The organism is Nocardia sp. CA-145437, from assembly GCF_050956485.1.
Classification (GTDB): domain Bacteria; phylum Actinomycetota; class Actinomycetes; order Mycobacteriales; family Mycobacteriaceae; genus Nocardia.
This window is the reverse complement of sequence record NZ_CP191204.1, coordinates 2340499-2367004: the sequence shown is the minus strand read 5'-3', so window position 1 is coordinate 2367004 and position 26506 is coordinate 2340499. Positions and strand designations below refer to the sequence as shown.

25 protein-coding genes are annotated in these 26506 nt (G+C 70.0%); 9 read left to right on the top strand and 16 right to left on the bottom strand.

All coding sequences use genetic code 11. The features are described from left to right. Positions 1-16 precede the first annotated feature (16 nt). Positions 17-493 (top strand): Lrp/AsnC family transcriptional regulator, encoded by a 477-nt coding sequence (locus tag ACQPYY_RS10520; protein WP_379102012.1) that lies wholly within the window; start codon positions 17-19, stop codon positions 491-493. Positions 494-560: 67 nt separating this feature from the next. On the opposite strand, the gene ACQPYY_RS10515 is transcribed toward ACQPYY_RS10520, so the two are convergent. The 4 genes from ACQPYY_RS10515 to cobA form a co-directional block, all read right to left on the bottom strand. Next, a complete protein-coding gene (locus tag ACQPYY_RS10515; protein WP_379102010.1) occupies positions 561-1190 on the bottom strand; it encodes an HD domain-containing protein in 630 nt (209 codons plus the stop codon). A gap of 70 nt (positions 1191-1260) precedes the next feature. After that, entirely contained in the window at positions 1261-1830 is a 570-nt protein-coding gene (locus tag ACQPYY_RS10510) for a TetR family transcriptional regulator (RefSeq protein WP_433593587.1), read from the bottom strand. Between the two features lie 55 nt (positions 1831-1885). Continuing rightward, a complete protein-coding gene (locus ACQPYY_RS10505; protein ID WP_433594614.1) occupies positions 1886-3349 on the bottom strand; it encodes an MFS transporter in 1464 nt (487 codons plus the stop codon). Positions 3350-3425: 76 nt separating this feature from the next. Then, positions 3426-4634: a uroporphyrinogen-III C-methyltransferase gene (gene cobA, locus ACQPYY_RS10500; RefSeq protein WP_433594613.1), complete on the bottom strand. Its 1209-nt coding sequence runs from the start codon at positions 4632-4634 to the stop codon at positions 3426-3428. A gap of 228 nt (positions 4635-4862) precedes the next feature. Between cobA and ACQPYY_RS10495 the strand changes: the two genes are divergently transcribed. Beyond that, on the top strand, positions 4863-5879 hold the full coding sequence (locus tag ACQPYY_RS10495) for a hypothetical protein (protein WP_433593586.1): 1017 nt from the start codon (positions 4863-4865) through the stop codon (positions 5877-5879). Here the strand turns inward: ACQPYY_RS10495 and ACQPYY_RS10490 are convergent. Beyond that, the gene (locus ACQPYY_RS10490) at positions 5846-7204 is read right to left on the bottom strand and encodes a DoxX family protein (RefSeq protein WP_433593585.1); all 1359 of its coding nucleotides are present in this window, start codon (positions 7202-7204) and stop codon (positions 5846-5848) included. The two genes, ACQPYY_RS10495 and ACQPYY_RS10490, sit on opposite strands and share 34 nt — an antisense overlap. Before the next feature lie 293 nt (positions 7205-7497). On the opposite strand from ACQPYY_RS10490, the gene ACQPYY_RS10485 reads away from it, so the two are divergent. Next, positions 7498-8625, top strand: coding sequence for a phosphotransferase family protein (locus ACQPYY_RS10485; RefSeq protein ID WP_379102002.1), 1128 nt, complete (start codon positions 7498-7500; stop codon positions 8623-8625). A gap of 11 nt (positions 8626-8636) precedes the next feature. Then, complete coding sequence (locus tag ACQPYY_RS10480) at positions 8637-9737, top strand: hypothetical protein (RefSeq protein ID WP_357281439.1); 1101 nt, start codon at positions 8637-8639, stop codon at positions 9735-9737. A gap of 57 nt (positions 9738-9794) precedes the next feature. Here the strand turns inward: ACQPYY_RS10480 and ACQPYY_RS10475 are convergent, their stop codons facing one another. The 6 genes from ACQPYY_RS10475 to mqo all read right to left on the bottom strand — a co-directional run bounded on the left by ACQPYY_RS10475 (position 9795) and on the right by mqo (position 16909). Next, entirely contained in the window at positions 9795-10550 is a 756-nt protein-coding gene (locus ACQPYY_RS10475) for a cobalamin biosynthesis protein (RefSeq protein ID WP_433593584.1), read from the bottom strand. Continuing rightward, positions 10537-11931, bottom strand: coding sequence for a cobyrinate a,c-diamide synthase (locus ACQPYY_RS10470; protein WP_433594612.1), 1395 nt, complete (start codon positions 11929-11931; stop codon positions 10537-10539). Before ACQPYY_RS10470 ends, ACQPYY_RS10475 begins: the two co-directional genes overlap by 14 nt. An 11-nt stretch (positions 11932-11942) precedes the next feature. Next, positions 11943-12563 carry a cob(I)yrinic acid a,c-diamide adenosyltransferase gene (gene cobO, locus ACQPYY_RS10465; RefSeq protein ID WP_433593583.1) on the bottom strand — a complete coding sequence of 207 codons (621 nt, stop codon included), beginning with the start codon at positions 12561-12563 and terminating at the stop codon, positions 11943-11945. 75 nt (positions 12564-12638) lie between these two features. Further along, positions 12639-14771, bottom strand: coding sequence for a magnesium chelatase subunit D family protein (locus ACQPYY_RS10460; RefSeq protein WP_433593582.1), 2133 nt, complete (start codon positions 14769-14771; stop codon positions 12639-12641). Between the two features lie 146 nt (positions 14772-14917). Next, positions 14918-15367 carry a GNAT family N-acetyltransferase gene (locus ACQPYY_RS10455; RefSeq protein ID WP_357281453.1) on the bottom strand — a complete coding sequence of 150 codons (450 nt, stop codon included), beginning with the start codon at positions 15365-15367 and terminating at the stop codon, positions 14918-14920. A 12-nt stretch (positions 15368-15379) separates the two neighbouring features. Continuing rightward, a complete protein-coding gene (gene mqo, locus ACQPYY_RS10450) occupies positions 15380-16909 on the bottom strand; it encodes a malate dehydrogenase (quinone) (RefSeq protein ID WP_433593581.1) in 1530 nt (509 codons plus the stop codon). Between the two features lie 263 nt (positions 16910-17172). Between mqo and ACQPYY_RS10445 the strand changes: the two genes are divergently transcribed. Then, positions 17173-18156 (top strand): alpha/beta hydrolase, encoded by a 984-nt coding sequence (locus ACQPYY_RS10445; RefSeq protein ID WP_433594611.1) that lies wholly within the window; start codon positions 17173-17175, stop codon positions 18154-18156. Here the strand turns inward: ACQPYY_RS10445 and ACQPYY_RS10440 are convergent. From ACQPYY_RS10440 to map, 4 genes are all read right to left on the bottom strand, one after another. Continuing rightward, entirely contained in the window at positions 18136-18699 is a 564-nt protein-coding gene (locus ACQPYY_RS10440) for an alpha/beta fold hydrolase (RefSeq protein WP_379101990.1), read from the bottom strand. The genes ACQPYY_RS10445 and ACQPYY_RS10440 overlap by 21 nt on opposite strands. Before the next feature lie 66 nt (positions 18700-18765). After that, entirely contained in the window at positions 18766-20298 is a 1533-nt protein-coding gene (locus ACQPYY_RS10435) for a cobyric acid synthase (RefSeq protein ID WP_433593580.1), read from the bottom strand. A gap of 10 nt (positions 20299-20308) precedes the next feature. Further along, positions 20309-20602, bottom strand: a complete 294-nt coding sequence (locus ACQPYY_RS10430) for a hypothetical protein (RefSeq protein WP_379101986.1) — start codon at positions 20600-20602, stop codon at positions 20309-20311. Further along, the gene (gene map / locus ACQPYY_RS10425) at positions 20599-21462 is read right to left on the bottom strand and encodes a type I methionyl aminopeptidase (RefSeq protein ID WP_379101984.1); all 864 of its coding nucleotides are present in this window, start codon (positions 21460-21462) and stop codon (positions 20599-20601) included. Before map ends, ACQPYY_RS10430 begins: the two co-directional genes overlap by 4 nt. A gap of 129 nt (positions 21463-21591) precedes the next feature. Here map and ACQPYY_RS10420 point away from each other — a divergent pair, with 129 nt between their 5' ends. Then, positions 21592-22605, top strand: a complete 1014-nt coding sequence (locus ACQPYY_RS10420; RefSeq protein ID WP_433593579.1) for an LLM class flavin-dependent oxidoreductase — start codon at positions 21592-21594, stop codon at positions 22603-22605. An 8-nt stretch (positions 22606-22613) separates the two neighbouring features. Here the strand turns inward: ACQPYY_RS10420 and ACQPYY_RS10415 are convergent, their stop codons facing one another. Further along, on the bottom strand, positions 22614-23306 hold the full coding sequence (locus tag ACQPYY_RS10415) for a GntR family transcriptional regulator (protein WP_379102220.1): 693 nt from the start codon (positions 23304-23306) through the stop codon (positions 22614-22616). Positions 23307-23505: 199 nt separating this feature from the next. Between ACQPYY_RS10415 and ACQPYY_RS10410 the strand changes: the two genes are divergently transcribed. The 3 genes from ACQPYY_RS10410 to ACQPYY_RS10400 all read left to right on the top strand — a co-directional run bounded on the left by ACQPYY_RS10410 (position 23506) and on the right by ACQPYY_RS10400 (position 26501). Continuing rightward, positions 23506-24621 carry a TIGR03364 family FAD-dependent oxidoreductase gene (locus tag ACQPYY_RS10410; protein WP_433593578.1) on the top strand — a complete coding sequence of 372 codons (1116 nt, stop codon included), beginning with the start codon at positions 23506-23508 and terminating at the stop codon, positions 24619-24621. 24 nt (positions 24622-24645) lie between these two features. Next, a complete protein-coding gene (locus ACQPYY_RS10405) occupies positions 24646-25335 on the top strand; it encodes a phosphonatase-like hydrolase (RefSeq protein ID WP_433593577.1) in 690 nt (229 codons plus the stop codon). 95 nt (positions 25336-25430) lie between these two features. After that, positions 25431-26501, top strand: coding sequence for a 2-aminoethylphosphonate ABC transporter substrate-binding protein (locus ACQPYY_RS10400; RefSeq protein ID WP_379101973.1), 1071 nt, complete (start codon positions 25431-25433; stop codon positions 26499-26501). The last annotated feature ends 5 nt before the right edge of the window (positions 26502-26506 follow it).

Below are 26506 nucleotides of genomic sequence, written 5' to 3'. Positions count from 1 at the left end.
GGAAGGATGATCACACGTGACCGACCAGACCTCCGGACGCGGCACACCGCACCTCGACGACATCTCCAAACGCATCATCACCGAACTGCAGGAGGACGGGCGGCGGGCCTACGCCACCATCGGCAAGGTGGTCGGGCTGTCCGAGGCGGCGGTGCGGCAGCGGGTGACCAAGCTCGCCGACGCCGGCGTCATCCAGATCGTGGCCGTCACCGACCCGCTGCAGGTCGGACTGTTCCGGCAGGCCATGCTCGCCATCACCGTCGACGGGTCGGTGCAGCCGGTCGCCGACGCGCTCGCCCTGATCGACGAGATCAACTACGTGGTGATCTGCGCCGGACGCTACGACATCCTCTGCGAGGCCGTCTGCTCCGACGACGAAGCACTGCTCGACCTGGTCTCCCACCGCATCCGCGCCCTGGCGGGCGTGCGCCACGCGGAGATCATGGTCTACCTGAAACTCCGCAAGCAGACCTACAAGTGGGGCACGCGCTGAGCCACCGCCCCGCCTCGCGCACGCGGCCCGTCAACCCATCGGCTGGGGCGGCCGACCACGAGCGCCGCTATTCGACTGTGAGCGCGGCCATTTCGGCGGCGAGGTTGGCGCGGGCCGCGGCCTCGTAGCGCCGCAGCGCGGTCGGGGTGCGGAACAGGGCGGGGCCTTCCGCCAGGGCGGCCAGGACCGCGGCGCGGCCCTTGCGGAACAGATCATCGGGGACGTGGGCGTATTCGGCGCGGACGGCCGCGGTGTAGGCGGCGTATCCGGCCGGGTCGGCGGCGAGGATGGCCAGGTCGGCGTCGCAGAGGACCGCGCCGTTGCGGTCCGCCGGGGCCGGGTGGTGGCCGCCGGTGAGGCGGACCAGGCGGGCGACCTCGGCGACCTGGCCGGGCGCGACTCCCAGTGCGGGCAGGGTGGTTTCGGCCAGGCGGGCGCTGGCCTCCTCGTTGTCGGTGCCGTCCATGGCGTACACCGCGTCGTGGAAGAACGCGGCGTAGCGGACGGCGTCCAGGTCGTCGGCATCCGCGGCCAGATCGTCGATGACCGCGAGCATGGCGGCCAGGTGTTCGACGGTGTGATAGCGGCGGTGCGGCTCGCGATAGCGGCGGACCAGGTCCTCCCCCACCGCCCGCGCCTGCGGCCCGGCCAGTGTCGTCCAGCGGTCCAGCAGTTCCGCGTCCAGGCTCATCCCCATCCGGGCAGTGTGCCGAAAACCGGGGCCGGAGAAAACCCCTCGAGAACGGTGGCTTTCACCACTCGGCGGGTCAGGTCGAGGACAGGTAGCGCTGAATGGTGGGGCCGATCTCGGCCACGATCTGCTCCTGGGTGAGCGCCACCACCGGCGGCAGCCGCAAGATGTAGCGGCACAACGCGAGTCCCAGCATCTGCGCGGCGATCAGGCCCGCGCGGTGCGGCGCGTCGGCCGGGTCGCCGAAGCCCAGCACCGCGGGCATCAACTGCTGGGCGAAGATGCGCCGGGTGCGTTCGGCCACCGCATCATCGGTGAGCGCGGACCGCAGCAGGGTCAGCAGGATCTCGCTGGTCGGCGGCTGCTCCCACAGTTCCAGGAAGCGCGCCGCCAGCAGGCCGCCCACCGAATCCGGCGCGGCCGCACCGAGATCCGGCAGGGCCAGGTCGACATCGAGTGCGGCGTCGAACAATCCGTCCTTGTTGCCGTAGTACCGCATCACCATCGACGGATCGATGCCCGCGTCGGCGGCGATGGCCCGGATGGTCGCCTTGCGGAAGCCGTCCTCGGCGAACCGTTTGCGCGCCGCCTCGAGAATCGCCGCGCGGGTGGCGTCCGAGCGGCGGGGACCCGTCTCCACAGTCATGCCCACAAGTGTAGGCCAACACGTGTTGACACCCAAGCGTCCCCGGGCGCCTGGCTCAGTTCTTCTGCGCCTCGTCCTGCGCGTGCTGCGCCTGCGCCAGCTGCGCGGGCGTGTAGCGCAGCGTCAACGCCAGCAGGCCCATGACCGCGGTGCCGATGGCGCACACCAGCAGCACCAGGGTGTAGCCGCTGCCCAGCGCGTCGATCTGATGCTGGGTCATGGTGCTCACCTTGCCGGTCGCGCCCTTGTCCAGCGACAGCGTGCGCGACAGCGCCACCGGGCTCAGGATGCCGACCGCGAACGGCGTGCCCATGTTCATGAACATCTGCCCCACCGCCGAGAGCGGACCGATATGGGCCATGTCCACGCCGACCAGCACACACAGCGGCAGGATCACGATGCCGATGCCGATACAGAAGCCGACGATCGACATCATGACCAGCAGCGTCGGGAGGTAGTCGGCCGAACTGTCCAGGGTGGAACCGAAGTACAGCGCGCCCGAGAGCACCGCGGCCGCCGCCAGCAGCAGCCAGCGCGCCTTCACGTACATGCACGCCTTCGACGCCACCGCGGTGCCGACACCCGCACCCAGGGTGAACGGGATGCTGGCCAGACCGGCCTGCAACGGGCTGTAGCGCAGCACGTTCTGCAGGAACTGCGCCACGAAGAAGGTGGTCGCGCCGAGCACGCCGGAGGTCAGGAAGATGGCGATGAACGTGATCACGCGGTCGCGGCTGTCGAACAGCGACCACGGCAGCAGCGGGTTCTCGACATCACGTTCGGCCAGCACGAACACCACCAGCAGCACCAGACCGCCGATCACCGAACCCAGGATCACCGGACTCGTCCAGCCCAGCTCGGGCCCCTCGGTCGCGCCGAACACGATCGCCACACACGCCAGCGTGCCCAGCACCGCACCGCGCACATCCATGGACATGCGCTGGTGCACGGTGTCGCGCAGCTGGGTGACCGCGCCCCACACGATGAGCAGGCCGATCGGCACATTGATCCAGAAGATCCAACGCCAGTCCACCTGGGTCAGCGCGCCGCCGATCACCAGACCGCCGACCGACCCGACACCGACCATGGAACCGAAGATGGCCACCGCCTGATTGCGGGCCGGACCGGGCGCGTAGGTGCTCGCCACCAACGCGAACGCCGTCGGCGCGGCGATGGCCGCACCCGTGCCCTGCAGCGCGCGAGCCGCGATCAGCCACGCCTCGTTCTGCGCGGTGCCGCACAGCGCCGAGGCCACCGTGAACAGCGCGACACCCGTGATGAGCATGCGCTTGCGCCCGAACGAGTCACCGAGCCGCCCGCCCAGCAGCATGAGCCCGGCGAAGGGCAGACCGTACGCGGTCACCGTCCACGCGCTGCCCGCGTTGGACAGGCCCAGCTGCTCCTGTAGTCGGGGCAGCGCCAGGATCATGACCGTGCCGTCGAGCACGACCATCAGCTGTAGCCCGCTGAGGACGAGAATCGCGAGCCCGAACGCCCGCTTGGTCACCGGATACTGCATCGTCGCAGCGGGGTTATCGAGCACGGGCCCACTCTAGAGGATGCAGTGACCGGGGCAACCGTCCTCATCACGCTCGTCAGGAGTTGGCCGGGTCCGGAGCTCCGGCGGTGAACCCCGCGGTGGGGCCGATGACGATGATGGCCGGCGGGCGGATGCCCTCGGCCCGGACCCGTTCGGCGACCGTGGCCAGGTCGGCGCGCAGGACGCGCTGGGTGCGCAGGCTGCCCTCCTGGATGACGGTGACCGGGGTTTCGGTCGCGCGGCCGCCGGCGATCAGGGCATCGGCGAACTTCTCGATCCGCTCGACCGCCATGAGCAGCACGATGGTGCCGCGCAGACGGGCCAGGGCCGGCCAGTCGACCAGGGAGTCCGGATGGTCGGGGGCGACGTGGCCGCTGACCACCACGAACTCGTGGGTGACGCCGCGGTGGGTGACCGGGATACCGGCCAGCGCCGGAACCGAGATGGCGGAGGTGACGCCGGGAACCACGGTCACCGGGATGCCCGCGTCGACGCACGCCTCGAGTTCCTCGTAGCCGCGGCCGAAGACATAGTTGTCGCCGCCCTTGAGCCGGACCACGAACTTGCCCGCCTTCGCGCCCTCGATGAGCGCGGCGTTGATGTGCTCCTGCGCCATGGCCCGGCCGTAGGGGATCTTGGCGGCGTCGATGACCTCGACGTCGGGGCCCAGCTCGGCCAGCAGCTCCGGCGGCGCGAGGCGGTCGGCGACAACGAGATTCGCGCGGGCCAGCAGGCGGCGGCCGCGCACGGTGATCAGGTCCGGGTCGCCGGGGCCGCCGCCGACCAGGGCCACGCCCGGCGTGACGGGGGCCGAATCATCGGTCACCACACCGGATTGCAGGGCCTCGAGCAGCGCGTTGCGGACCGCGGCGGAACGGCGGTGCTGCCCGCCCGCCAGCACGCCCAGGGTCATGCCGTCGTAGCGGGCGGTCGCCGGGGTGACCGCGGTGCCCAGGCGGGCGGTGTCGGCGCGCACGCAGAAGATGCGGCGGCGGGTCGCCTCGGCGACCACGGCGGCATTGGTGTCCGGTTCGTCGGTGCAGGCCATGGCGTACCAGGCGCCGTCCAGGTCGCCGTCGGCGTAGGCGCGCAGCTCGATGGTCAGCTGCCCCATGGTGCCCATGCCCTCGACCGCCGGGGTGACCTCGCGGCTGATCACGTGCACGTCCGCGCCGGAGGCGATGAGCAGTCCGAGCCGCCGCTGCGCGACCGTGCCGCCGCCGACCACGACCACGCGACGGCCGTTCAGATCGAGGCCGACCAGGTAGTTCGGGTCACCGGTCTCGGCCCGGGACGCGGGAACCGGCTGGTCATCGGGGGTGGCTGCGGGGTTCTGCACAAGGATTCAGGGTACGGCGTGCACGGCCGCGCACGACAATCGCCTGGCGTCCGTGCAGCAATCGATAGGAAGTTCACAATCCGCGCGGGCAGCGCGCGGCGGTCCGCGTAACTTGCGACGGAACCGGCCCGGCAGTTCTTATGCTGAATAGCCATGACACGCAGGGTCGTCGTGGTCGTTCGCAGTCTCCTGCTCGCCGCGCTCCTGGCGCTCGGCCTCACCCCGGGCACCGGCCACGCGGATCCGCCTGTGGAGAGCGCGTATTCGCAACCGGGCCCCTGGCAGGTGACCGAGCGCACGGCCTTCACCTGCTGTGATTCCACCGGCGCGGCCTACGACATCTGGTATCCGACCGAAGTGGGGGCCAAGGGATTCCGGCATCCGATCATCACCTGGGGCGACGGCACCGACGCGCACCCGGGCCAATACGCCTACCTGCTGCGGCATTTCGCCTCGTGGGGGTTCGTGGTGATCGCCACCGAGAACGCCGCCACCGGCTCCGGCGTGGACATCGCGGGCGCGGTGGACAAGCTGCTGAGCCTGGCCGCCGACCCGGGCAGCGTCTTCCACGGCAACCTCGACCCGGATGCGGTCGGGGCCGTGGGACATTCGCAGGGCGCGACCGGAGCCCTCAATGCCATGGCGCATTCCGGCGGCCGGATCACGACCGCGGTGCCGATCGAACTGCCGATCCAACTACTGTGCGTCTTCGGCGTGTCGTGCCCCGATATCCGGGCGCTGACGGCGGGCTCGGTGTTCTTCGTCAACGGCGCGGCCGACACCATCATCTCGCCGTCGGACCAGATGCTGCCGTCGCAGGTCATCGGGCTGGAGTCCGTGCGCGCCTACTACGACGCGGTGCCCGCCGGCGTCCCGAAGGCGTGGGGCACCCTGGTCACCCCGGATCACAATGACGTGCAAGGCCAACCGGATTGCGCCGGCGCGGCCTGGCCGTGCGCGACCGGGGTGCACGGATACCTCGGGTATCCGACGGCCTGGCTGGCGGCCCACCTGCTGGGCCGGATCGACGCCCAGCAGGCCTTCGTGCTTGGCAGCGGCGAATTCCTCGCGCCGAATCCACTGTGGGACAACCAGTGCAGCACCGTTGTGGGACAACCAGTGCAGCACCGTCGGCGTCAGTTGAACCGCGGGACGTCCTGGACCAGGTGAATCCCGCCCTGCCGCAATCGGATACCGCTCTCGTCGACGAGTTGGAGGGTGATGGTCACCGGATGTCCGGACACCTCGCCGGTCAGCACCAGCCGCTCGGATCGCGGGCGCTCGACAGTGAAGGTGGCCAGTGGCCGCGGCCCGTCCGAGCCCTCGCCACCGGGCGCGAGCAGCGTCAGCGTGTGCGCGGACGCGTCGATCTTCGCGCCGACCGTGGTCAGCGTGTCGTCCATCGTCTGATAGGACGCCGCCTCGGGGTTGTCGAACACCAGTCGCCGCCACCGCGTTTCGTCGGTCAGCAACGGCGGCACGGTCCGGCCGTCGCGGGTGAACTCGGTGACCGTCCAGATGCCGTACAGCTCCGACTTCGGCCGCCCCGGGCCCCACTCGTGGTAGGCCCGCGTCTGCTGCACCACCTGCGCGACGAGGAACCAGACGAGCAGCGCCACCTGCCCGATCGCGAGGATCCGGCGGCCCTTGGCACTCGACACCGGCTCCGGGGTGTCCGCGGGTCCCGCCGCCCGGCCGGTGAGCACCGCGGTCAGGCGCCGCGCCTCCGGGACCAGCAGCACCAGGCACAGCAGCATGAGATGGAACGACAGCAGCTTGACCGGGATGTCGAAGGTCATGTTCAGCACCCACACCTGCGCCATGCTCACCAGACTCAGCAGTACGCCCGCCAGCGTGGTGCGCGGCAGCAGCAACAGGACGCCGCCCAGCACCTCGGCCCCGCCCAGCAGCATTTCGTAGACCGGCGAGGTGCCGACCTGCAGCCACAGCATGGACGAGTGGCTGATGTTGCCCAGCGGCTGGACCAACGCGTCCAGCGGCGGCACCGGCATCTGCGTCGGAACCAGTTTGGCGAAGCCGTAACCCAGCATCTGCCCGGCCAGGCAGAGCCGGATGAACAGCAGGAACCAGCTCGCGAGACGGCGGTATTCGGTGCGGTGGCGGTCCAGCACACTCCAGACCACGGTGCCCGCGACGGCGACCGCCAGCACACAGAAGACCAGCACCCACAAATAGCCTTGATCGCCGCTGCCCGATTGTGGATTCAGGGCGACATCGGCGCCGAATACGGTCCGCCCGACCCATTCGATCGGCCCGTGATACCAGTTCACCATGGTGATCTGGATATTCTCCGGCAGCCATTCCGCGATGACGCCGAGAAAGGCGAAGATCGGCTGCGGATAGAAAACGCAGAACAGTCCGAAATAGAGAAAGCCGAATCGGAAGAGAATCCGGGCGGCCGGTTTCCAGCCGGCGCGCTGCCCCGGCGGCCGCGCCGCCAGATCGGTTCCGTCCTCGGCCGTCAGCAGGCTCATCCCACATCCCCTCGTCGTCGATCCGGACCTTCGACGCTAGGTTCCGGACCCCACGCGGCGCCTCCGTGAAGACCCTGAGCCGACCCGGAATATGCCTAATCGGAAGTCCTCCCAAGGGATTACGGGACAGCACGAGTCCACACCTCCGACCAGCGGTCATCCCGGTCAGCGGTACTGCTTACACCAATCGCCGAGAGCACTTCCCACCCCCCACTAGAACCGGTTACATTTTGGGCACGTGTTACTCAGACCACACGGCTGCCGCCGATGCTGGTGCGCTAGAAGGGACGGCAATGTCCGCCGACGACCTCAATGAGAAATGGGAATTGACGGTCTCCGACCGCGATGACGACGAGCTCGCGACCAGATTGACCCAATGGCTGTCCACCAAGGTCGAATCGGACACCCCGCCGCGGGTCACCTCGCTGACCCACCCCCAGGCCGGCGGCATGTCCAGCGCCACACTGCTGTTCGACGCCGAATGGACCGAGAACGGTCAGCCCGCGGGCGGCTCCTTCGTCGCCCGGCTCGCCCCCGAAGCCGACTCCTTCCCGGTCTTCGAGAAATACGATCTCGGCGGCCAGTTCGCCACCATGGCGGGCGTCACCGAGGCCACCGACCTGCCGATCCCGCCGCTGTGCTGGTACGAGGCCGACGAGAGTATCCTCGGCTCGCCGTTCCTGGTGATGCGCCGCGTCGGCGGCCAGGCGCCGGCCGACAACCCGCCCTACGTGTTCACCGGCTGGCTCTTCGACGCCACCCCCGAACAGCGCATGGAGATCACCCGCAACACCGTGGACGTGATCGCGCGCGTCCACGCCATCGACAAGCCCGCCGAGCGGTTCCCGCACCTCGACGGCGACGGCCCCGCGCTGCGCCGCCACCTCGACGCCCAGAAGCGCTGGTACGCCTGGGCTCTCACCGACGACGGCTACAACATCCCCATCCTGGACCGCGCCTTCCAGTGGCTCGAGGACAACTTCCCCGAGGACCCGAGCGCCGACGTGCTCAGCTGGGGCGACGCCCGCCCCGGCAACATCATGTTCGAGGGCCTCACCCCCAACGCCGTGCTCGACTGGGAGATGGCCGCCATCGGCCCGCGCGAACTCGACGTCGCCTGGACCCTGCTCATCCACCGCTTCTTCCAGGACATGGCCACCAAGTACGGCCAGCCCGGCGTGCCCGACTACATGCGGCGCTCCGACGTCGAGAAGCTCTACACCGAGGCCACCGGCCACACCCTGCGGGACCTGGACTGGTACCTCACCTACGCCGCCCTGCGCCACGGCGTCGTGATGGCCCGCATCTGGCGGCGGATGATCCACTTCGGCGAGACCACCGAACCCGAGAACCGCGACGAATTCGTCATGCACGCGGATCTGATCGAAGCACTGCTCGACGGCACGTACAACTGGGATTGAGAGACGAGGACATGATCGGTCCGCTGGACGAATACCCCATCCACCAGACCCCGCTGCCCATGGCGCGGGTGGTGAGCAGCGATCGCAACTTCTACGACCGCAGCTACTACAACGCCATCCAGACCGGCGGCGACACCATGCTCATCACCGGGTTCGGCGTCTACCCGAACCTGGGCGTGACCGACGCCTTCGCGACCGTGCGCCGCGGCGACACCCAGCGTGCGGTGCGGTTCTCCGACGCGCTCGAACAGCGCGGCCTGGACCTCGCGGTCGGCGGCTACCGCATCGAGGTGATCGAGCCGCTGCAGAAGCTGCGGGTGATCTGCGAGCACGACGACCTGTCGTTCGACCTCACCTGGGAGGGCGCGCACCCCGCGGTCGCCGAGCAGCCGCACACCATCATCACCAAGCTGCACCGGCCCATCATCGACGCCCAGCGCTTCGCCCAGGTCGGAACCTGGTCGGGCACACTGAATGTCGACGGTGACGACTTCGCCATCGATCCCGCCGTGTGGTGCGGCACCCGCGACCGATCCTGGGGCATCCGGCCCGTCGGTGACGCCGATCCGGCCGGTCGGGTGGCCGACGAGCCGTCCGAGGGCTTCTGGTGGCTGTACGTGCCGCTGAAGTTCGACGACTACTCGATCATCGTCATCGTGCAGGAGGAGCCCAACGGCTTCCGCACGCTCAACGACGCCACCCGCGTCTGGCACGACGGGCGCGTCGAGCAGCTGGGCTGGCCGCGTGTGCATCTCACCTACAAGTCCGGCACCCGCATCCCGACCGCGCTGCGCCTGGAGCTCTCCACGCCCGACGGCAAGCCCCTGGAAGTCGAGGTCGAGGCCGGGACCTTCATCGCGCTCAATGCCGGCTGCGGCTACGGCGGCGACCCGGATTGGCTGCACGGGCAGTGGAAGGGCCGCGACTGGTCCGAGAGCAAGCTCTACGACCTGACCGATCCCGCTGTGGCCGGGCGGATTCCGTTCGGCGTCATCGACCACGTCGGCAAGGCGCGCTGTGGCGACGACGAGGGCTGGGGTTTGTTCGAGCACGGCACCATGGGCCGGCACGATCCGACCGGATTCGCCGATTGGGGTTCTGTCGCGCCCTGATCGCGGGAAGTCGCAGCCCTCGCCGGTACCCAACCAGTCGGCGGGGGCCGCGGCGTGTCAGCCGTTCGGCCACCAGTAGTGGTAGACGACGTAGAGGCTCAGGAGCAGGCCGGGGAAGAAGATCAGCGCCCCGATCGGGATGCTCAGGGACGGCCGCCAGCCGCGTCTGCGGGCCATTCGCCCCAACTGCCAGGTGACAGCTCCGCCCGCCGCCCACACGTACATCGGGAACGCCCCGACGGTCAGGGTGATCCACGGCGGGCAGGGATGCCGCCAGCCGCAGTAGGCGGGGACGCCGTCCAGATCGCTGATGATCAGGAACGTCAGGAAGGCCGAGCCGCAGAAGCCCAGGATGCCCCAGAAGCGCCACCAGGTCAGGAAGGTGCGCCAGCGGTCCGGGGTCAGGGTCGGGGTGGGGTCGGCCACAGCACAGAAGATATACCCGCGCTGGTCCGGTTCGGCGGCAGCGATGACGACGCCGGACACGATCGACTTGGCGACGACCAGATCCCCGCCCCCACTGGCCAGCACGGCCGCCGCCTCCGCGACACTCGCCGCGCCGACCGCGTCCGCGACCCGATCCGAGGGATGGGGAACGGAGACCGCTTCCAGTTCCGACGCCGAGAAGCGGACCGCCTCCGCGCCCAGCCGAGCTGCCGCCTCCACGAAACCGGGCTCGTCGGCGCGCCGGTCGAGGGTCGCCAATCGACCGACCGCCCTGTCCCCCAAGGCTTCCCGCACCGCCGCCACGATCACCTCGGCGGGCGTCCCGGGACGCAGCCCGACGCCGACCGCCAGGTCAGACCGAGACATCGGTCCGGGCGAAGTCGGCCGCCGCGGCGACGAACCGTCCGACCGCCGCCGGATTCCCGGCCGGGTGCGTGTGCAGGTAGGACGCGTGCACACGGTGGAGCACCGCACCTTCGCGGACCGTCTCCCCGGCGGGTGAACGCCAGGCCCACGCGGTGTCCGACGAACCGGCGTCGACGAGCCGGGTGCGGTGGAATTCGTGGCCGCGGACGCGGTCGCCCGCGCTCCAGAGCGGAGAGTCGGTGAGCGCCACCGCGTCTCGGTAGCCGAGGGTGAGACGCGGGCCGAACTCGGCGTCGACGTCGAGGACACCGGCCATGCGGTGGCCGTCGAGGGTGCGGGTCAGGTACAGCAGACCGGCGCATTCGGCGTGGATCGGGAGGCCGCGGCGGGCCTGGCCGGCGATGGCCGCCAGCAGTCCGGTGTTGGCCGCGAGGTCGGCGGCGTGTTCCTCGGGGAAGCCGCCGGGGATGACCAATCCGGCTGTGCCGGACGGCAGTTCGTCGCGCAGCGGGTCGAAGACGCGGACCTGGGCCCCCGCCGCCGTGAGCAGCTCGCGGTGCTCGGCGTAGCCGAAGGTGAAGGCCGGTCCCCCGGCGATGGCCACCACCGGTCCCGATTCCTGGACCGTCACTTCCGCCGCCGGATCCCACGCCCGGCCCCGCACATCGGATGCGGCCAGGGCGGCCACCGCGGCCAGATCGATGTGCGCCGCGACGAGATCCGTCATGGCGTCCACGGCCGCCTGCGCGGCATTGCCGTGTTCGACCGCCGGGATCAGGCCGAGATGCCGTGAGGGCACGGCCAGTTCGGCGAGCCGGGGCAGGGCGCCCAGCACCGGCAGGCCCACGCGGGCGCAGGCGGCGCGCAGGACCTGTTCGTGGCGTTCACTGCCCACGCGGTTGAGAATCACTCCGCCGAGCCGGATTCCGCTGTCGTAGGTGGCGAAACCGTGCAGCAGGGCGGCCAGGCTCTGGCTGTGGCCGCGCGCGTCCACCACCAGGATCACGGGTGCGCCGAGCATGGCCGCGATCTGGGCGGTCGAGCCCTCGGCGATGGGTTCGGTGTGGTGTTCGTCGATGCGGCCGTCGAACAGGCCCATGACGCCCTCCACCACCGCGAGATCGCTGTCGCGGCTGCCGTGCAGGTACAGCGGTGCGATGTGGTCCGCGCCGACCAGGACCGGGTCCAGGTTGCGGCCCGGGCGGCCGGCGGCCAGGCCGTGATAGCCGGGGTCGATGTAGTCCGGGCCGACCTTGAACGGCGCGACCCGGTGCCCGGCGCGGCGCAGCGCGCCGATCAATCCGGTGGCCACCGTGGTCTTCCCGCTGCCCGAGGCGGGCGCGGCGATGACGACGGCGGGGGTGCTCGCCGGGCTCACCATGGCGGGCCCGCTCACCACTCGATGCCGCGTTGGCCCTTGCGGCCGGCGTCCATCGGATGCTTCACCTTGGTCATCTCGGTGACCAGGTCGGCGGCGTCGATCAGGGCCTGCGGGGCGTCGCGGCCGGTGATCACCACGTGCTGATTGCCCGGCCGGTCGCGGAGCGTCTCGACGACCTCGTCGACATCGACCCAGCCCCACTTGAGCGGGTAGGTGAATTCGTCGAGCACATAGAAGCGATGCTGTTCGGTCTCCAGGCGTCGCCGGATCTCCTGCCAGCCCGCCGCGGCCGCGGCCGCGTGGTCGTCGTCGGAGCCCTGCTTGCGGGTCCAGGACCAGCCCTCGCCCATCTTGTGCCACTCCACCGCGCCGCCCGCGCCGGTCTCGTCGTGCAGCTGCCCGAGGGTGCGGAACGCCGCCTCCTCGCCCACCTTCCACTTCGCGCTCTTCACGAACTGGAACATCGCGATGTCGAAGCCCTGGTTCCACGCCCGCAACGCCATCCCGAACGCGGCCGTCGACTTCCCCTTGCCGGGTCCGGTGTGCACCGCCAGCACCGGCTGGTTGCGCCGCTGTCGGGTGGTCAGACCGTCATCGGGAATGGATTCCGGGAGGGGAACACCCTTCGGCATCGGTGGAGGCTCCTTTCACTGCGGCCAGGCACACCGCTCTCGACGTTCACCGTGCCATACGGCGATCGTGACGCTTTACGCCGCCCGGGTCGCGCGCACCACGTGCGCGACCGAGTCGCCGGTGAGTTCGCTCAGTCGCAGGTAGCCGCCGCGCAATTCGGTGGCGATGTCGCGGGCCAGGCCGAGGCGGATCATTCCGCGTTCGCAGTCGACGACCATGGCGGTGACGGAATCGTTGGCCAGCATGCGGGCGGCGGCGCGGGCGCGCGGGACCGGGTCGGTGCCGCCGGTCGCGCGGCCGTCGGTGAGCAGGACCAGCAGGGGGCGGCGGTGGGGGTCGCGGGTGCGTTCACGGCGGATCAGGTCTCGGGCCTGCAACAAGCCTTGGGCGAGTGGGGTTTTGCCGCCGGTGCGCAGGTCGGCCAGGCGGCGGACGGCGATGTCGACCGAGGAGGTCGGGGGCAGGACCAGGTCGGCTTCCTGGCCGCGCATGGTGATGACGGCGACCTTGTCGCGACGCTGGTAGGCGTCGCGGAGCAGGGCCACGACCGCGTTGGTGACGGCCGAGAGGCGGTCGCGGGCGGCCATCGAGCCGGAGGTGTCCACGACGAAGACGACCAGGTTGCCCTCGCGGCCTTCGCGATACGCGCCGCGCAGGTCGTCGGGGGCGAAGGCGAGGGGGCCGGTCAGGCGGCCACGCTCGAACTGGCGCGGGGCCGCGGCGAAGATGGTGCCCAGGAGGTGCAGGCCCGTGGAGGTGTCGTCGGTGGCACGGACGATGCGGCCCTGGCGGGTGCGAGCGCGGGAGCGACGGCCGGGGGCGCCTTCACCGACACCCGGGACCTCCCAGCGCGGAGGCTTGGGGGCGGTGGCGGTGGAGGCGGCGACGCTGCCCTCGCGGGCGGGGCGATCGGCAGACGGCTCGCGGTCGGCGCGGCCGTCGGAGGGATTCCGGTCTCCCCCAGGAGGATTCGGGCCGCCGCCGGGGAAGTCCGGGCCGCCGTCCGGCGAGTCCGGGCCGGCATCAGGCAAGTCCGGTCCGTCGGGTCGGTCCGCCGAGGCCGAGTCGGCGGGATTCCGACGCTCGGGTGAGTTCTGTTCCGCGGCAGGCGAATCGGCGTCGCCCTCCTCGCCCTGCCCCGGATTCCGCGGTCCCGCGCCGTTCGGCGGGACCGCCTCACCTTTTCCCAGGCCGTCAGCTGCATCCTGCTCGGCGCGCGCGGCTTCGTCGGCGGCTCGGCGCATGGCGTCGTCGAGTTGTTCCTCGCTGATGCCGGGTTCGTCGAAGGGGTCGCGGCGGCGGCGGTGCGGCAGCGCGAGTTCGGCCGCGACGCGGACGTCGGACTCGGTGACCTCGGTGGCGCCACGCCAGGCGGCGTGGGCGGTGGCGGTGCGGGCCACCACCAGGTCGGCGCGCATGCCGTCGACGTCGAAGGCGGCGCACAGGGCGGCGATGCGGCGCAGCTCGACATTGTCGAGGCTGACCTCGGCGAGGTGGTCGCGGGCGGTCAGAATGCGATCGGCCACCGCGCGATCCGCGCCCGCGTAGCGGTCGGCGAAGGCGGCGGGGTCGGCCTCGTAGTCGAGGCGGCGGCGGACCACGGCCATGCGCGTGTCCACGTCGCGGGAGGCGACGACGTCCACGGTGAGGCCGAAGCGGTCCAGCAGCTGCGGCCGCAGCTCCCCCTCCTCGGGATTCATGGTGCCCACCAACACGAATCGCGCCGGGTGGGTGTGCGAGACGCCGTCGCGCTCGATGTGCACCCGGCCCATGGCGGCCGCGTCGAGCAGGACGTCGACCAGGTGGTCGTGCAGCAGGTTCACTTCGTCGACGTAGAGCACGCCGTGATGGGCGGCGGCCAGCAGGCCCGGCTTGAACGCCTGCTCCCCGTCCCGCAGCACCCGCTCCAGGTCCAGGGATCCGACCACGCGGTCCTCGGTCGCGCCGACCGGCAGTTCCACCAGCCGCGCGGGCCGCGCGCCGGACTCGTCCACGACCGGGGGCAGCAGCTGCGCGAGCGCGCGCACCACGGTCGACTTGGCGGTGCCCTTCTCCCCGCGCACCAGCACCCCGCCGATGCCGGGATGCACCGCGCACAGGATCAACGCCAGCTGCAGCCGCTCCTGCCCCACCACCGCGGAGAACGGAAACCCGGCCTCGTCACCGGCCGCGCGAACACTCTCGGAGTAAGCCACAGGAACAGACACGCCCCAACTCTATGCGCGCCCACCAGCCGAACCCCCACGACCCCATCCCCGATGCGCCCGCCCGCCCGCCGTTCCGGAGCAGCGCCGATGAAACAGCCGCGCCCGCTGTGGGTTTCACAGCGGGCGCGGAAGGGTGCGGGGCGGGGTCAGCCGCGGCGCATGGGGATGTGCGGGATGCCGTCTTCGATGTACTCCGGGCCGTCGACCTTGAAGCCGTGCTTGGTGTACATGTCGAGCAGGTAGGTCTGGGCGTTCAGGCGGACCGTCGCCGAACCCGCTTCGGCCAGGGCGGCCTGCAGCAGGCGGGTGGTGTAGCCGTGGCCGCGAGCCTCCGGGGTGGTGCAGAGGCGGCCGATCCGGAAGGATTTGACGCCGTCCTCATGCTCCTCCATGAGACGGAGGGTGCAGATGGTCTCACCCTCGTCGTCGAGCCAGAAGTGACGGGTCTCCGGCAATAGATCGAACCCGTCCAGTTCCGGGTAGGCGCACTTCTGCTCGACGACGAAAACCTCCACGCGAAGTTTCAACAGCTTGTACAGCGTCGCGGTGTCCAGGTCTTGGGACCACGACCGTTTGAGAGCAACCGTTGACATCATCGCGTCTTGCTATCACATCTCCGCGTGAGAAGCGATACCCGCGGGCTTCGGCGTGTTGTCGGCGTCCAGCTGCAGGGCCTTGGTGGACCAGTCCCACACCTCGCGGAACAGGGCCTGGTTCTCGGAGAGCTTGACGCCCAGCGACGGCACCATTTCCTTCAGTTTCGGCTCCCACGTGGAGAATTCGCGCGGGAAGCACTTCTTCATCACGTCGAGCATGGCGCTCACACAGGTGGACGCGCCCGGCGAGGCGCCGAGCAGACCGGCGATGGTGCCGTCCTCGGCCGCGACGACCGCGGTGCCCAGCTCCAGCACGCCGCCCGCGCCCTTGCGGCGGATGACCTGCACGCGCTGACCGGCGATGATCAGCTCCCAGTCGTCGCCGTCGGCGCGCGGGATGAACTCCTCCATCGAGCCGATCCGGTCGTTCTGCGAGTTGAGCAGCTCACCGACCAGGTAGTTGACCAGGCCCATCTCGGTGACGCCGACGCCCAGCATGGAGAACAGGTTGTTCGGCTTCACCGACTTGATCAGGTCGGTCAGCTTGCCGTCCTTGAGGAACTTCGGCGTCCAGCCGGCGTACGGGCCGAACAGCAGGCCCTTCTCACCGTTGATGACGCGAGTGTCCAAGTGCGGCACCGACATCGGCGGCGCGCCGACCGAGGCCTGGCCGTACACCTTGGCCTCGTGCTGTGCCACCAGAGCCGGGTTGGTGCAGCGCAGGAACAGGCCGGACACCGGGAAGCCGCCGAAACCGCGGATCTCCTTGATGCCGGACTTCTGCAGCAGCGGCAGCGCGCCGCCGCCCGCGCCCACGAACACGAACTTGGCGTTGATGACGCGAACCTTGTGGCTGCGCAGGTTGCGCACCTTCACCAGCCAGGAGCCGTCGGACTGCTTGGTCAGGTTGACCACCTCGTGGCCGAACGCGATGTCCGCGCCCGACGCGCCCAGGTAGGCCAGCAGTTCCTTGGTGAGCTCACCGAAGTCGATGTCGGTGCCGTAGTCGGTCCAGTTCAGGCCGACCGGGTCGGAGAAGTCACGACCCTTGGACATCAGCGGTAGTCGCCGCGCGAACTCGTCGGCGTCGTCGATGAACTCCATGCCTTCGAACAGCGGATGCCGCGACAGCGCCTCGTGGCGCTTGCGCAGGTATTCGACGCCGTCCGCGCCGTGGGTGAAGCTCACGTGCGGGATGGGGTTGATGAAGTTCGACGGGTTGGCCAGCACGCCGTTCTCGACCGAGTAGGACCAGAACTGGCGCGAGACCTGGAAGCGCTCGTTGATGTCGATGGCCTTGGCGATCTCGACCGAGCCGTCGGCGTTCCGCGGCGTGTAGTTCAGCTCGCACAGGGCCGAGTGGCCGGTGCCCGCGTTGTTCCACGGGTCGCTGCTCTCGGCGGCCGCGGCCTCGAGGCGCTCGAAGACGGTGATCGACCAATCCGGCTGCACCTGACGAAGAAGGGCACCGAGGGTGGCACTCATGATGCCGGCACCGATGAGTACTACATCGGTCTTTTCAATCGTGGCAGCGTTCGACACGGCGGGGATCGACTTCCTTGTCTTTTTTGGGTCACCAGGTGGGGGTTAGGTTACCCGTCGTTCACTTGGACTCAATTCTGCCCCTGACCATTCCCGAATCCCGCTTCGAAATCCCCGAATGTGAGAGATCCCTCCCAAATAGACATCTACGCACCGCGGTCTATGTTGAGCGGGTGACCCGCGAAACGTCCTCCACCACGTCTTCGACCACCGCCTGGCAGCCCGACGTCCTGGGCGCCGACTACCAGCAGCTGACGCTGTCGATGGGCCCCGACCCCGACGGTCAGGGCGACGCCGTCGCCACCCTGGTCCGCTACACCCCCGCCGACGCCCCCGCCGCGACCGGAGCCGTGCTGTACGTGCACGGCTTCACCGACTACTTCTTCCAGGAACACCTGGCCCAGCACCTGGCCGCCCAGGGCTACACCTTCTACGCGCTGGACCTCCGCAAATGCGGGCGTTCCACGCGGGCCGGGCAGACCCCGCACTATGTCAGCGACCTGGCCCTCTACGACGAAGAGCTCAACCGCTCGCTCGAGGTCATCCGCGCCGAGACCGAGCTGCCGGTACTGATCATGGCCCACTCCACCGGCGGTCTGGTGACCTCGCTGTGGCTCAACCGGCTCGAAGCCGCGGGCGGCGTGCGCGCGCAGGGCATCACCGGACTGGTGCTCAACAGCCCCTGGTTCGACCTGCAGGGGCCCGGCTACTACCGCTCGGTGGGTACGCCGCTGGTCGAGGGCCTGGGCCGGTTGCGGGCTTTCGCCCGGCTCCCGCTGGGCGTGTCCACCAGCTACGGCGACAGCCTGCACCACACCCAGGCCGGTGAGTGGGACTACAACCTGGACTGGAAACCGTTGAGCGGCTTCCCCGTTCACGCGGGCTGGCTACGCGCCATCCGGCGCGGGCACCTGCGGCTGCACAAGGGGCTCGACATCGGGGTGCCCGCGCTGATCCTGCGCTCCAAGGTCACCAAGTTCATGCGCAACTACGGACCCGCCGCCGATGTGTCGGACGTGGTGCTCGATGTGCGGCAGATCCAGCGCTGGTCGGGCTGTCTGGGTACGCGCACCAATATCGTGCCGATCGAGGGTGCGCGGCACGACGTGTTCCTGTCGTCGGAGAAGCCGCGCACCGAGGCGTTGCGGGAACTGGACTCCTGGCTGAGGTGGCAGGCCGAAGCAGCGGCGGAGGCTACCGCCTCCAGGCCCGTCGCGGCCGCCGGCTCACCAGAAGCTGGTGCGTAGCACGACCTCGGTGGCCAGTTCGTGGCCCGCTTCGGCGGCCACGGCGGTGACATCCATGGGGACCAGCCGGAATTCGCCGTAGACGAACCGGGCCGAGCCCTCGGCCACCTCGCGCGGGAAGGGCTTGGTGGCCAGCAGGGTGGTGGGGATCTCCACCGGCGGGCAGGAGGCGTCGCGGACGGTGCCGTCCACACCGGGCACCGCCGGGTGGCCGCCACCGGCCACGATGAGGCTCATGAAATGGCTGAAGTGGCGGGCGGCCAGTTCCCAGGCCAGTTCCGCGCCCGCGCCGATACCGACCAGGTTGACGTAGGGGACCTTCAGCCGGCCCAGGATGTCGACCACCGTCGCGGCGTCGAGGCCGTCGATCGACTCGAAGGCGATGGTGTGCAGGTCCGAGGTCTGCAGCCGTTCGCAGACCTGGTCGTAAACATCGGCCGGATCACCCGCATCGGGGAGCAGCAGGACGTGGTGCCGGGTGTCGGGCCCGCCGACTCGCACCGCCCACTCGCGGTCACCGACCGTGATCCGCCGAGATTCCATGGTCGATCACGCTACAGGAGGGGTGTGGAGGCCGACCGCCAGTCGGTCGGATTACTGTGACCGGGGTCACTTTCCCACGGTCAGGGTCGGGAGATCGAGGGGCGCGCCGGCGTCGATCAGACGCTCGAGCGCCTCCGGATCGAGGTGCTTCTCCATCAGATCCGCGAGCAGGTCGAGCTGGGACGCGCGCACCTCGTCGACCGAGACGTCCTCGGCGACAACGAAACCGGTGCGACCCGCGCGCTGGGCGACCTGATGCAGCCAGGCCCGGCGAAACTCGTCCGCCGCCAAGGCCCCATGCAGGTGCGTGCCCCACACCGACTCGCGCACACTGCCTTCCGGAGTGCCGTCGAGCTCGAACCAGGGCCGGTCGGCGGTGCGGGTGACGCGGCCGTGGTGGATCTCATAGCCGTGCACGGGGAGATCGGTGTCACCGGCGCGATCCAGGACCCGGCCGCCGGAGCGGCGCTGCACCTTCGGATCCGCGAATTCGATGTCCAGGTCCAGCAGACCCAGGCCCGCGACGGTCCCCGCGTCGGACTCGACGCGGTCGACGATGGTGCGGGCCAGCATCTGGTAGCCGCCACAGATGCCGAGAATGGGGCCGCCCGCGGCCGCGCGGGCGGTGAGGGCGTCGGCGATTCCGGTGCGGCGCAACCACTCCAGGTCGCTGACGGTGGATTTGCTGCCGGGGATCACCACCAGGTCGGCCCCGGCCAGGCGGGACGGGTCATCGACCCAGCGCACCGAGACGCCGGGCTCGCAGGCCAGGGCCTCGATATCGGTGGAGTTGGAGATGCGCGGCAAGCGGATGGCGGCCACGGTCAGCCAGTCGCGGCCCAGTGGCGGCCGGGAGCGGCCCACGGGGGCGTCGGCGACGGTGCCGAGGGAGTCCTCGGCGTCGATCCACAGGTCCTCGGCGAAGGGGATGACGCCGAGCGTGGGGCGGCCGGTGAGTGCGGTGAGCTGATCCAGGCCGGGCCGCAGCAGGTCCACGTCGCCACGGAATTTGTTGATGATGAAGCCCGAGATCAGTTGCTGGTCTTCGGGTTCCAGAATCGCGACGGTGCCGAACAGGTGGGCCAGCACGCCGCCGCGATCGATGTCGCCGACCACCACGACCGGAAGTCCGGCGGCGCGCGCCAATCCCATATTCGCGAGATCGGTTGCCCGCAAATTGATCTCGGCGGGTGAACCGGCGCCCTCACAGATCACCACATCGAATTCGTCGCGCAGTGCGGCCAATTCCTCGGCGACCACGTTTCGCAGTTCCCGCCGATGCCGGAAATAGTCCTTGGCTCCGACGGTGTCGACGGCCTTGCCCCGCACCACGAGCTGCGACCGCCGATCACTGCCGGGCTTCAGCAGGATCGGATTGAACCGCACGCTGGGTTCGAGCCCGCAGGCCCGCGCCTGCAAGGCCTGCGCCCGCCCGATCTCCCCGCCGTCGAGGGTGACGACGGAGTTGTTGGACATGTTCTGCGCCTTGAACGGCGCGACCCGCACCCCGCGCCGCGCCAGCATCCGGCAAAGCCCCGCCACCACAACGCTTTTGCCCGCGTCGGAGGTGGTTCCGGCGACCAGCAGCGCACCCTTCACGCGCGCCGACTCACCGGGTGCTGTACTCCGCCCGCGGGCGGTAGACGTAGTGGTCGCGGCCGCTGCTGGTGTAGGCGTCCCGGTTGTCGTAATCGCCGCGGGTGTCGGCGACGACGTCCTGCTTCTCGGCGTCGTCGACCGGCCGACCGGCGGAGAGTTCGACGTGGCGGCGCATGGTGGCGCGCAGGGCGCCCAGGCCCTCGTCCCGGGGGTTCGGGGGGAGGACACGGGAGGGCTTGCGACGGGGGCCGCGGGAGCCGATGCCGCGCGTGGTGACGCCCCGCTGGGGCATGGCGATTTTCACGGCAGCGTCAGGATCTCTGCGCCCTCGTCGGTGACGACGAGAGTGTGCTCGAACTGGGCGGTCCACTTGCGGTCCTTGGTGACCACGGTCCAGCCGTCGTCCCAGATCTCGTAGTCGATACCGCCCAGATTGATCATGGGCTCGATGGTGAAGGTCATGCCCGGTTCGATGACCGACTCCACGGCGGGCTGGTCGTAGTGCAGGATGACCAGGCCGGAGTGGAAGGTGGGTCCGACGCCGTGGCCGGTGAAGTCGCGGACCACGCCGTAGCCGAAGCGGTTGGCGTACGCCTCGATGACGCGGCCGATCACATTGAGCGCGCGACCCGGCTTGACCGCCTTGATGGCGCGCTTGGTGGCCTCCTCGGTGCGCTCGACCAGCAGGCGCACCTCCTCGTCCACGTCACCGGCGAGGAAGGTCTTGTTGGTGTCGCCGTGCACGCCGTGGATGTAGGCGGTGACGTCGATATTGACGATGTCGCCGTCCTCGATCACGGTCGAGTCGGGGATGCCGTGGCAGATGACCTCGTTCAGCGAGGTGCAGCAGGATTTGGGAAATCCCTTGTAGCCCAGGGTCGACGGGTACGCGCCGTGGTCGAGCATGTACTCGTGGGCGATCCGGTCGAGCTCGTCGGTGGTGACGCCCGGCGCGACGGCCTTGCCCGCCTCTTCCAGGGCCTGCGCGGCGATCTTGCCCGCGATCCGCATCTTGTCGATGGTCTCCGCGGTCTGCACCCAGGGCTCGCGGCCTTCGTTGACCGTCTTCTTCCAGACGTACTCCGGCCGTTCGATGTTCTTGGGGACCTCGCGAATGGGCGACTGCGTGCCGGGTGCGAGGGGCTTGCGGGTGCGCACAGACATGGGTACCAGACTATCTGCCGGTCCGAATGGTGGGATTCCCAGGTCCGGGGCACGCGGGAATTCTTCCGGACCACGGTCCGTTTATCCTGTCGGTTGACTTGGCAACAAGACTCGAGAAGGGCAACGGCCGTGGAACTGGGACTGACGACATTCGCCGAAACGCATCCCGTCGGCGGCGACGGGCCGGTGCCGACCGCCGGCGAACGCCTGCGGCAGGTGGTCGAGGAGGCCGTGGCCACCGAACAGGCCGGGCTGCACGTGTACGGCGTCGGCGAGCACCACCGCAAGGACTTCGCCGCCTCCTCCCCCGCGGTCGTGCTGGCCGCCATCGCCTCGCGGACCGAGCGCATCCAGCTCACCAGCGCGGTCACCGTGCTCAGCTCCGCCGACCCGGTCCGCGCCTACCAGGACTTCGCGACCCTGGACGGCCTGTCGAACGGCCGCGCCGAATTGATGGCCGGGCGTGGCTCGTTCATCGAATCGTTCCCGCTGTTCGGCTACGACCTCACCGACTACGACGAGCTCTTCGAGGAGAAGCTCGCGCTGCTGCTGAAGATCCGCGAGGACGAACCCGTCACCTGGTCCGGCAAGTTCCGCGCGCCGCTGGACAACGCCATCGTCTACCCGCGCACCGAGAACCGGCCGCTGCCGGTGTGGATCGCCGTCGGCGGCAGCCCCGAATCCGTTGTGCGCGCGGGACTCCTGGGCCTGCCGCTGGCCATCGCCATCATCGGCGGGCAGCCTGCGCGGTTCAAGCCGCTGGTGGACCTGTACCACCGGGCACTGGCCGAGGGCGGGCACGAGCCGCAGCCGGTGGCGGTGCACGCGCACGGGTACATCGCCGACACCGACGAGCAGGCGGTGGCGGACTTCTACGGCTCCTACGCGCGGGCCATGACCGGCATCGGGCGTGAGCGCGGCTGGGGTCCGATGACCCGCGACCAGTTCGACGCGCTGCGCTCGCAGAGCGGGTCGCTGTTCGTGGGCACGCCCGACTACGTCGGCGAGAAGATCGCCGAGGTGCGCGACACCCTCGGACTGGACCGGTTCATGCTGCACACCAGCGTCGGCACGCTGCCGCACGAGAAGGTGCTGCACAGCATCGAGCTGCTGGGCGCGAAAGTGGCTCCGCAGCTGGGCTGACCGCGAACTCAGTAGTCGGTGAGCCTGGCCTGGAAGGCGATCCGGTCGCCGCGGTACAGCGAGCGCACGCGTTCGATCGGCACGCCTTCCCCGTCCACGCTGCGGCGGTGCAGCAGCAGCATGGGCAGGGCGGTCGTGCATTCCAGCAGGGCGGCCTCGCGCGGGGAGGCCAGGACGGTCTCGATGCGTTCGGTGGCGACCGCGTACACCACGCCCATGCCGCGGGTGGCGACGTAGAGCGAGGTCTGCGGGTCGTAGAACTCGCGCAGGACGGCGAAGCGGTGCAACGGCATCCAGGTGCTCTCCAGGCCGATGCGTTCCCCGTCGGCGAGCAGGATGCGTTCCAGGTGCATGACCGGGGTGCCCGGCTTCACGGCGAGATCGTGGGCGGTGTCCGGATCGGCGGGGACGTCGGACCAGTCGACGAGCAGACGGCCCGGTTTGCGGCCGAATTTGATCGCACCCTCGGTGTAGGAGCGTAAGGACAAGGGCTGCACCATCTTCGGGCGCGAGACCACGGTGCCGCGGCCCTGCCGGCGAATCCGCCCTTCCACCAGCAGTTCTCGCACCGCCTGACGCACGGTCTCGCGGGCGACGCCGCAGCGCAGCGCGAGTTCGCGCTCGGACGGCACCGGGTCGCCCTCGGAGAGCTCACCGAGCAGCGCCTCCAGTTCGGCACGCACCCGGTACGACTTGGGCATGCGCCCGGCGGCCGCGGAATCGGTTCCCGCGCCGGCTGTTCCGGCCGCCGGACGGCCCGGCCCCGCCTGGTCTTCCACCCCGGCGGCCTCCCTCGTATCCATGCCCCCAGCGTACACAGGATTGGTCTATACCAATTATTAACCTACCGTTTCCACACGAAACACCCGTAGGTCTAGACCATTGCCCACGATGACATCCATGCGATTGGTCATCATCGGCGGAGGGATCCTCGGTACCGCCCACGCTCTCGCCGCCATCGGGCGCGGCCACGACGTCGTCCACCTCGAACGCGAGGTGGAGGCGCGCGGCGCGACCGTCCGCAACTTCGGACTCGTCTGGGTATCCGGGCGCAGCGCGAACGAACTGGATCTCACGCTGCGCTCCCGGCAGCTGTGGGAGGAGATCGGCGGCAAGGTGCCGGGCGTGGGCTTCCGGCCCGCGGGCTCCATCACCCTGGTCCGCGGCGAGAACGAGCTCGCGGTCGCCGAGGCCGCCGTGGCGCACCCCTCGGCCGCCGAACGCGGCTTCGAACTGCTCGACCCGGAGCGGGTGCGCGCGCTCAACCCCGCGCTGCGCGGCAAATTCCTCGCGGGCCTGCACTGTTCGACCGATGCCGCCGTCGAGTCGCGGCAGGCGCTGCCCGCGCTGCGCCGCTACCTGGAGGCGAGCGGGCGCTACAGCTTCTTCGCCGGCACCGAGGCGCGCACCGTCACCGGCACCACCGTGATCGACGATCGCGGCCGCCGCCACGAGGGCGACCTGGTCCTGGTCTGCCCGGGTGCGGCGCACACCGGCCTGACCCGCGAACTGGCCGGCGACCTCCCGGTGCGCCGGGTGCGCCTGCAGATGATGCAGACCGCTCCCCTGGGCGAACCGCTCACCACCGCGATCGCCGACGGCGACAGCTTCCGCTACTACCCGGCCTTCGCCGGACCGGAACTGGACCGGCTCAATCGCGAAGAGGCGCAGCCGTTCACGGCCGCCCAGCACAAGATGCAGCTCCTGGCCGTGCAGCGTCTGCACGGCGGGCTCACCATCGGCGACACCCACGAATACGACGAGCCGTTCACCTTCGACGTGGACGAGGCCCCCTACGAGCACCTCACCGGCGTGATGGAGGAGCTGCTGGGCCGCAAGCTGCCGCCGATCGTGCGGCGCTGGGCGGGCGTGTACAGCCAGTCCATCGACCCGGGCGCCATCGTCACCCGCGCGCAGGCCGCGGACGGCGTGTGGGTCATCACCGGTCCGGGCGGACGCGGTATGACGCTGGGCCCCGCGCTCGGCGAACAGACCGCCGACCTCCTCGAGCTCTGACCGAACCTCACCTAAGGAATCATCGTGTCCGACAAGCAGATCGAACTCGCCGTCTTCGACATGGCGGGCACCACCGTGGCCGACGACGGGCTGGTGGAGCAGGCGTTCGAGGTGGCCGTCACCGCCGCGGGCGTGCCCACCGAGGGCCCGGAGCGCGAGGCCGCCCGGACGTTCGTGCGAGACACCATGGGTCAGTCCAAGATCTGGTGCTTCCGCACGCTGCTCGGCGACGAGGACCGCGCGCAAACCGCCAACCTCGCCTTCGAGGCCGCCTACACCGAGCTCGCCGAGGCGGCCGGGGTGACCCCGATTCCCGGCGCCGCCGAAGCCATCGCCGCGCTGCGGGCCGCCGGGATCAAGGTGGCGCTGACCACCGGCTTCAGCCGCGAGACGCAGGACAAGCTGCTGAACGCGCTGGGCTGGAACGACATCGCGGATCTGACCCTGGCGCCCTCCGACGCCGGTCGCGGCCGCCCCTACCCGGACATGGTGCTCACCGCGGTGCTGCGCCTGGAGATCGACGCCGTGGATCGCGTGGCGGTGCTGGGCGATACGTCCAGCGACATCGCCACCGGTCTGGCCGCGGGCGCGCGCATCGTCGCGGGCACGCTCACCGGCGCGCACACCGAGGAGCAGCTGCGGGCCGCGGGCGCGACCCACGTGCTGCCCTCGGTCACCGAGTTCGCGCAGCTGCTGCTCGCCGAGCGCGGCTAGAGAATTCCGCGGCCCCGGCGCGCCTCGCCGGGGCCGCGGATCCCCCCCAGTTCCTACGATCCGTCACCTCCCCTGAACTGAAAGTTGCAGTCACCGTGCGTAATCCGAACAACCGCCTCGCACGCACCATCGCCCGGACCGCCCTGATCCTGACCTCCGCCACCGCGGTCGCCTTCAGCCTGACCGCCTGCGGCGGCACCGGCGCCGGCGACTCCGGGGACAAGACGGTCACCGTCTACTCCGCCGACGGCGTCGGCGACTGGTACAAGACCCAGTTCGCGAAGTTCAAGGACCAGACCGGCATCGCGGTCAACCTGGTCGAGGCCGGGTCCGCCGAGGTCGTGAGCCGCGTCGACAAGGAGCAGTCCAACCCGCAGGCCGACGTGGTCGTCACGCTGCCGCCGTTCATGCAGAAGGCCGACAAGTCGGGTCTGCTGCAGACCAGCGGTGTGGACACCGCCGCCGTCGCGGCCACCGACAAGGACGCGAACGGCAAGTGGGTGACGCTGGCGGGCAACTACCTGTGCTTCATCGCCAACCCCTCGGTCGACGCGTCCAAGCTGACCTGGGACGACCTGCTGAAGCCGGAGTACAAGGGCAAGCTGCAGTACTCCACCCCCGGCCAGGCCGGTGACGGCACCGCGGTGCTGATCCTGCTGCAGCAGTTGATGGGCAAGCAGGGCGCGCTGGACTACCTGGGCAAGCTGCAGGCCAACAATGTCGGCCCGTCGTCCTCCACCGGCAAGCTCCAGGCCAAGGTCGACAAGGGCGAGATCCTGCTGGCCAACGGCGACGTGCAGATGAACCTGGCCACCGTGAAGGAGAAGGGCTCGAAGTTCAACGTCTTCTTCCCGGCCGCGGCGGGCGGCAAGCAGTCCACCGTGGCGGTGCCCTACCTGATGGGTCTGGCCAAGGGCGCGCCGCACTCGGACGCGGGCAAGAAGCTGATGACCTTCCTGCTGTCGGCCGACGCGCAGAAGGCGCTGCCGGACGCCTACGCGGTGCCCGCCCGCCAGGAGCTGAAGGACGCCGCGCCGTCCGCCGCCGGCGCGCAGTCGCCCGCGCAGGTGATCAAGAACGTCGAGGTCCTGCACCCGGATTGGACCAAGGTCCTCGACGAGCTCGACGCCGACCTGGCGGCCTACACCAAGGCCACCGGTAGCTAACCCAC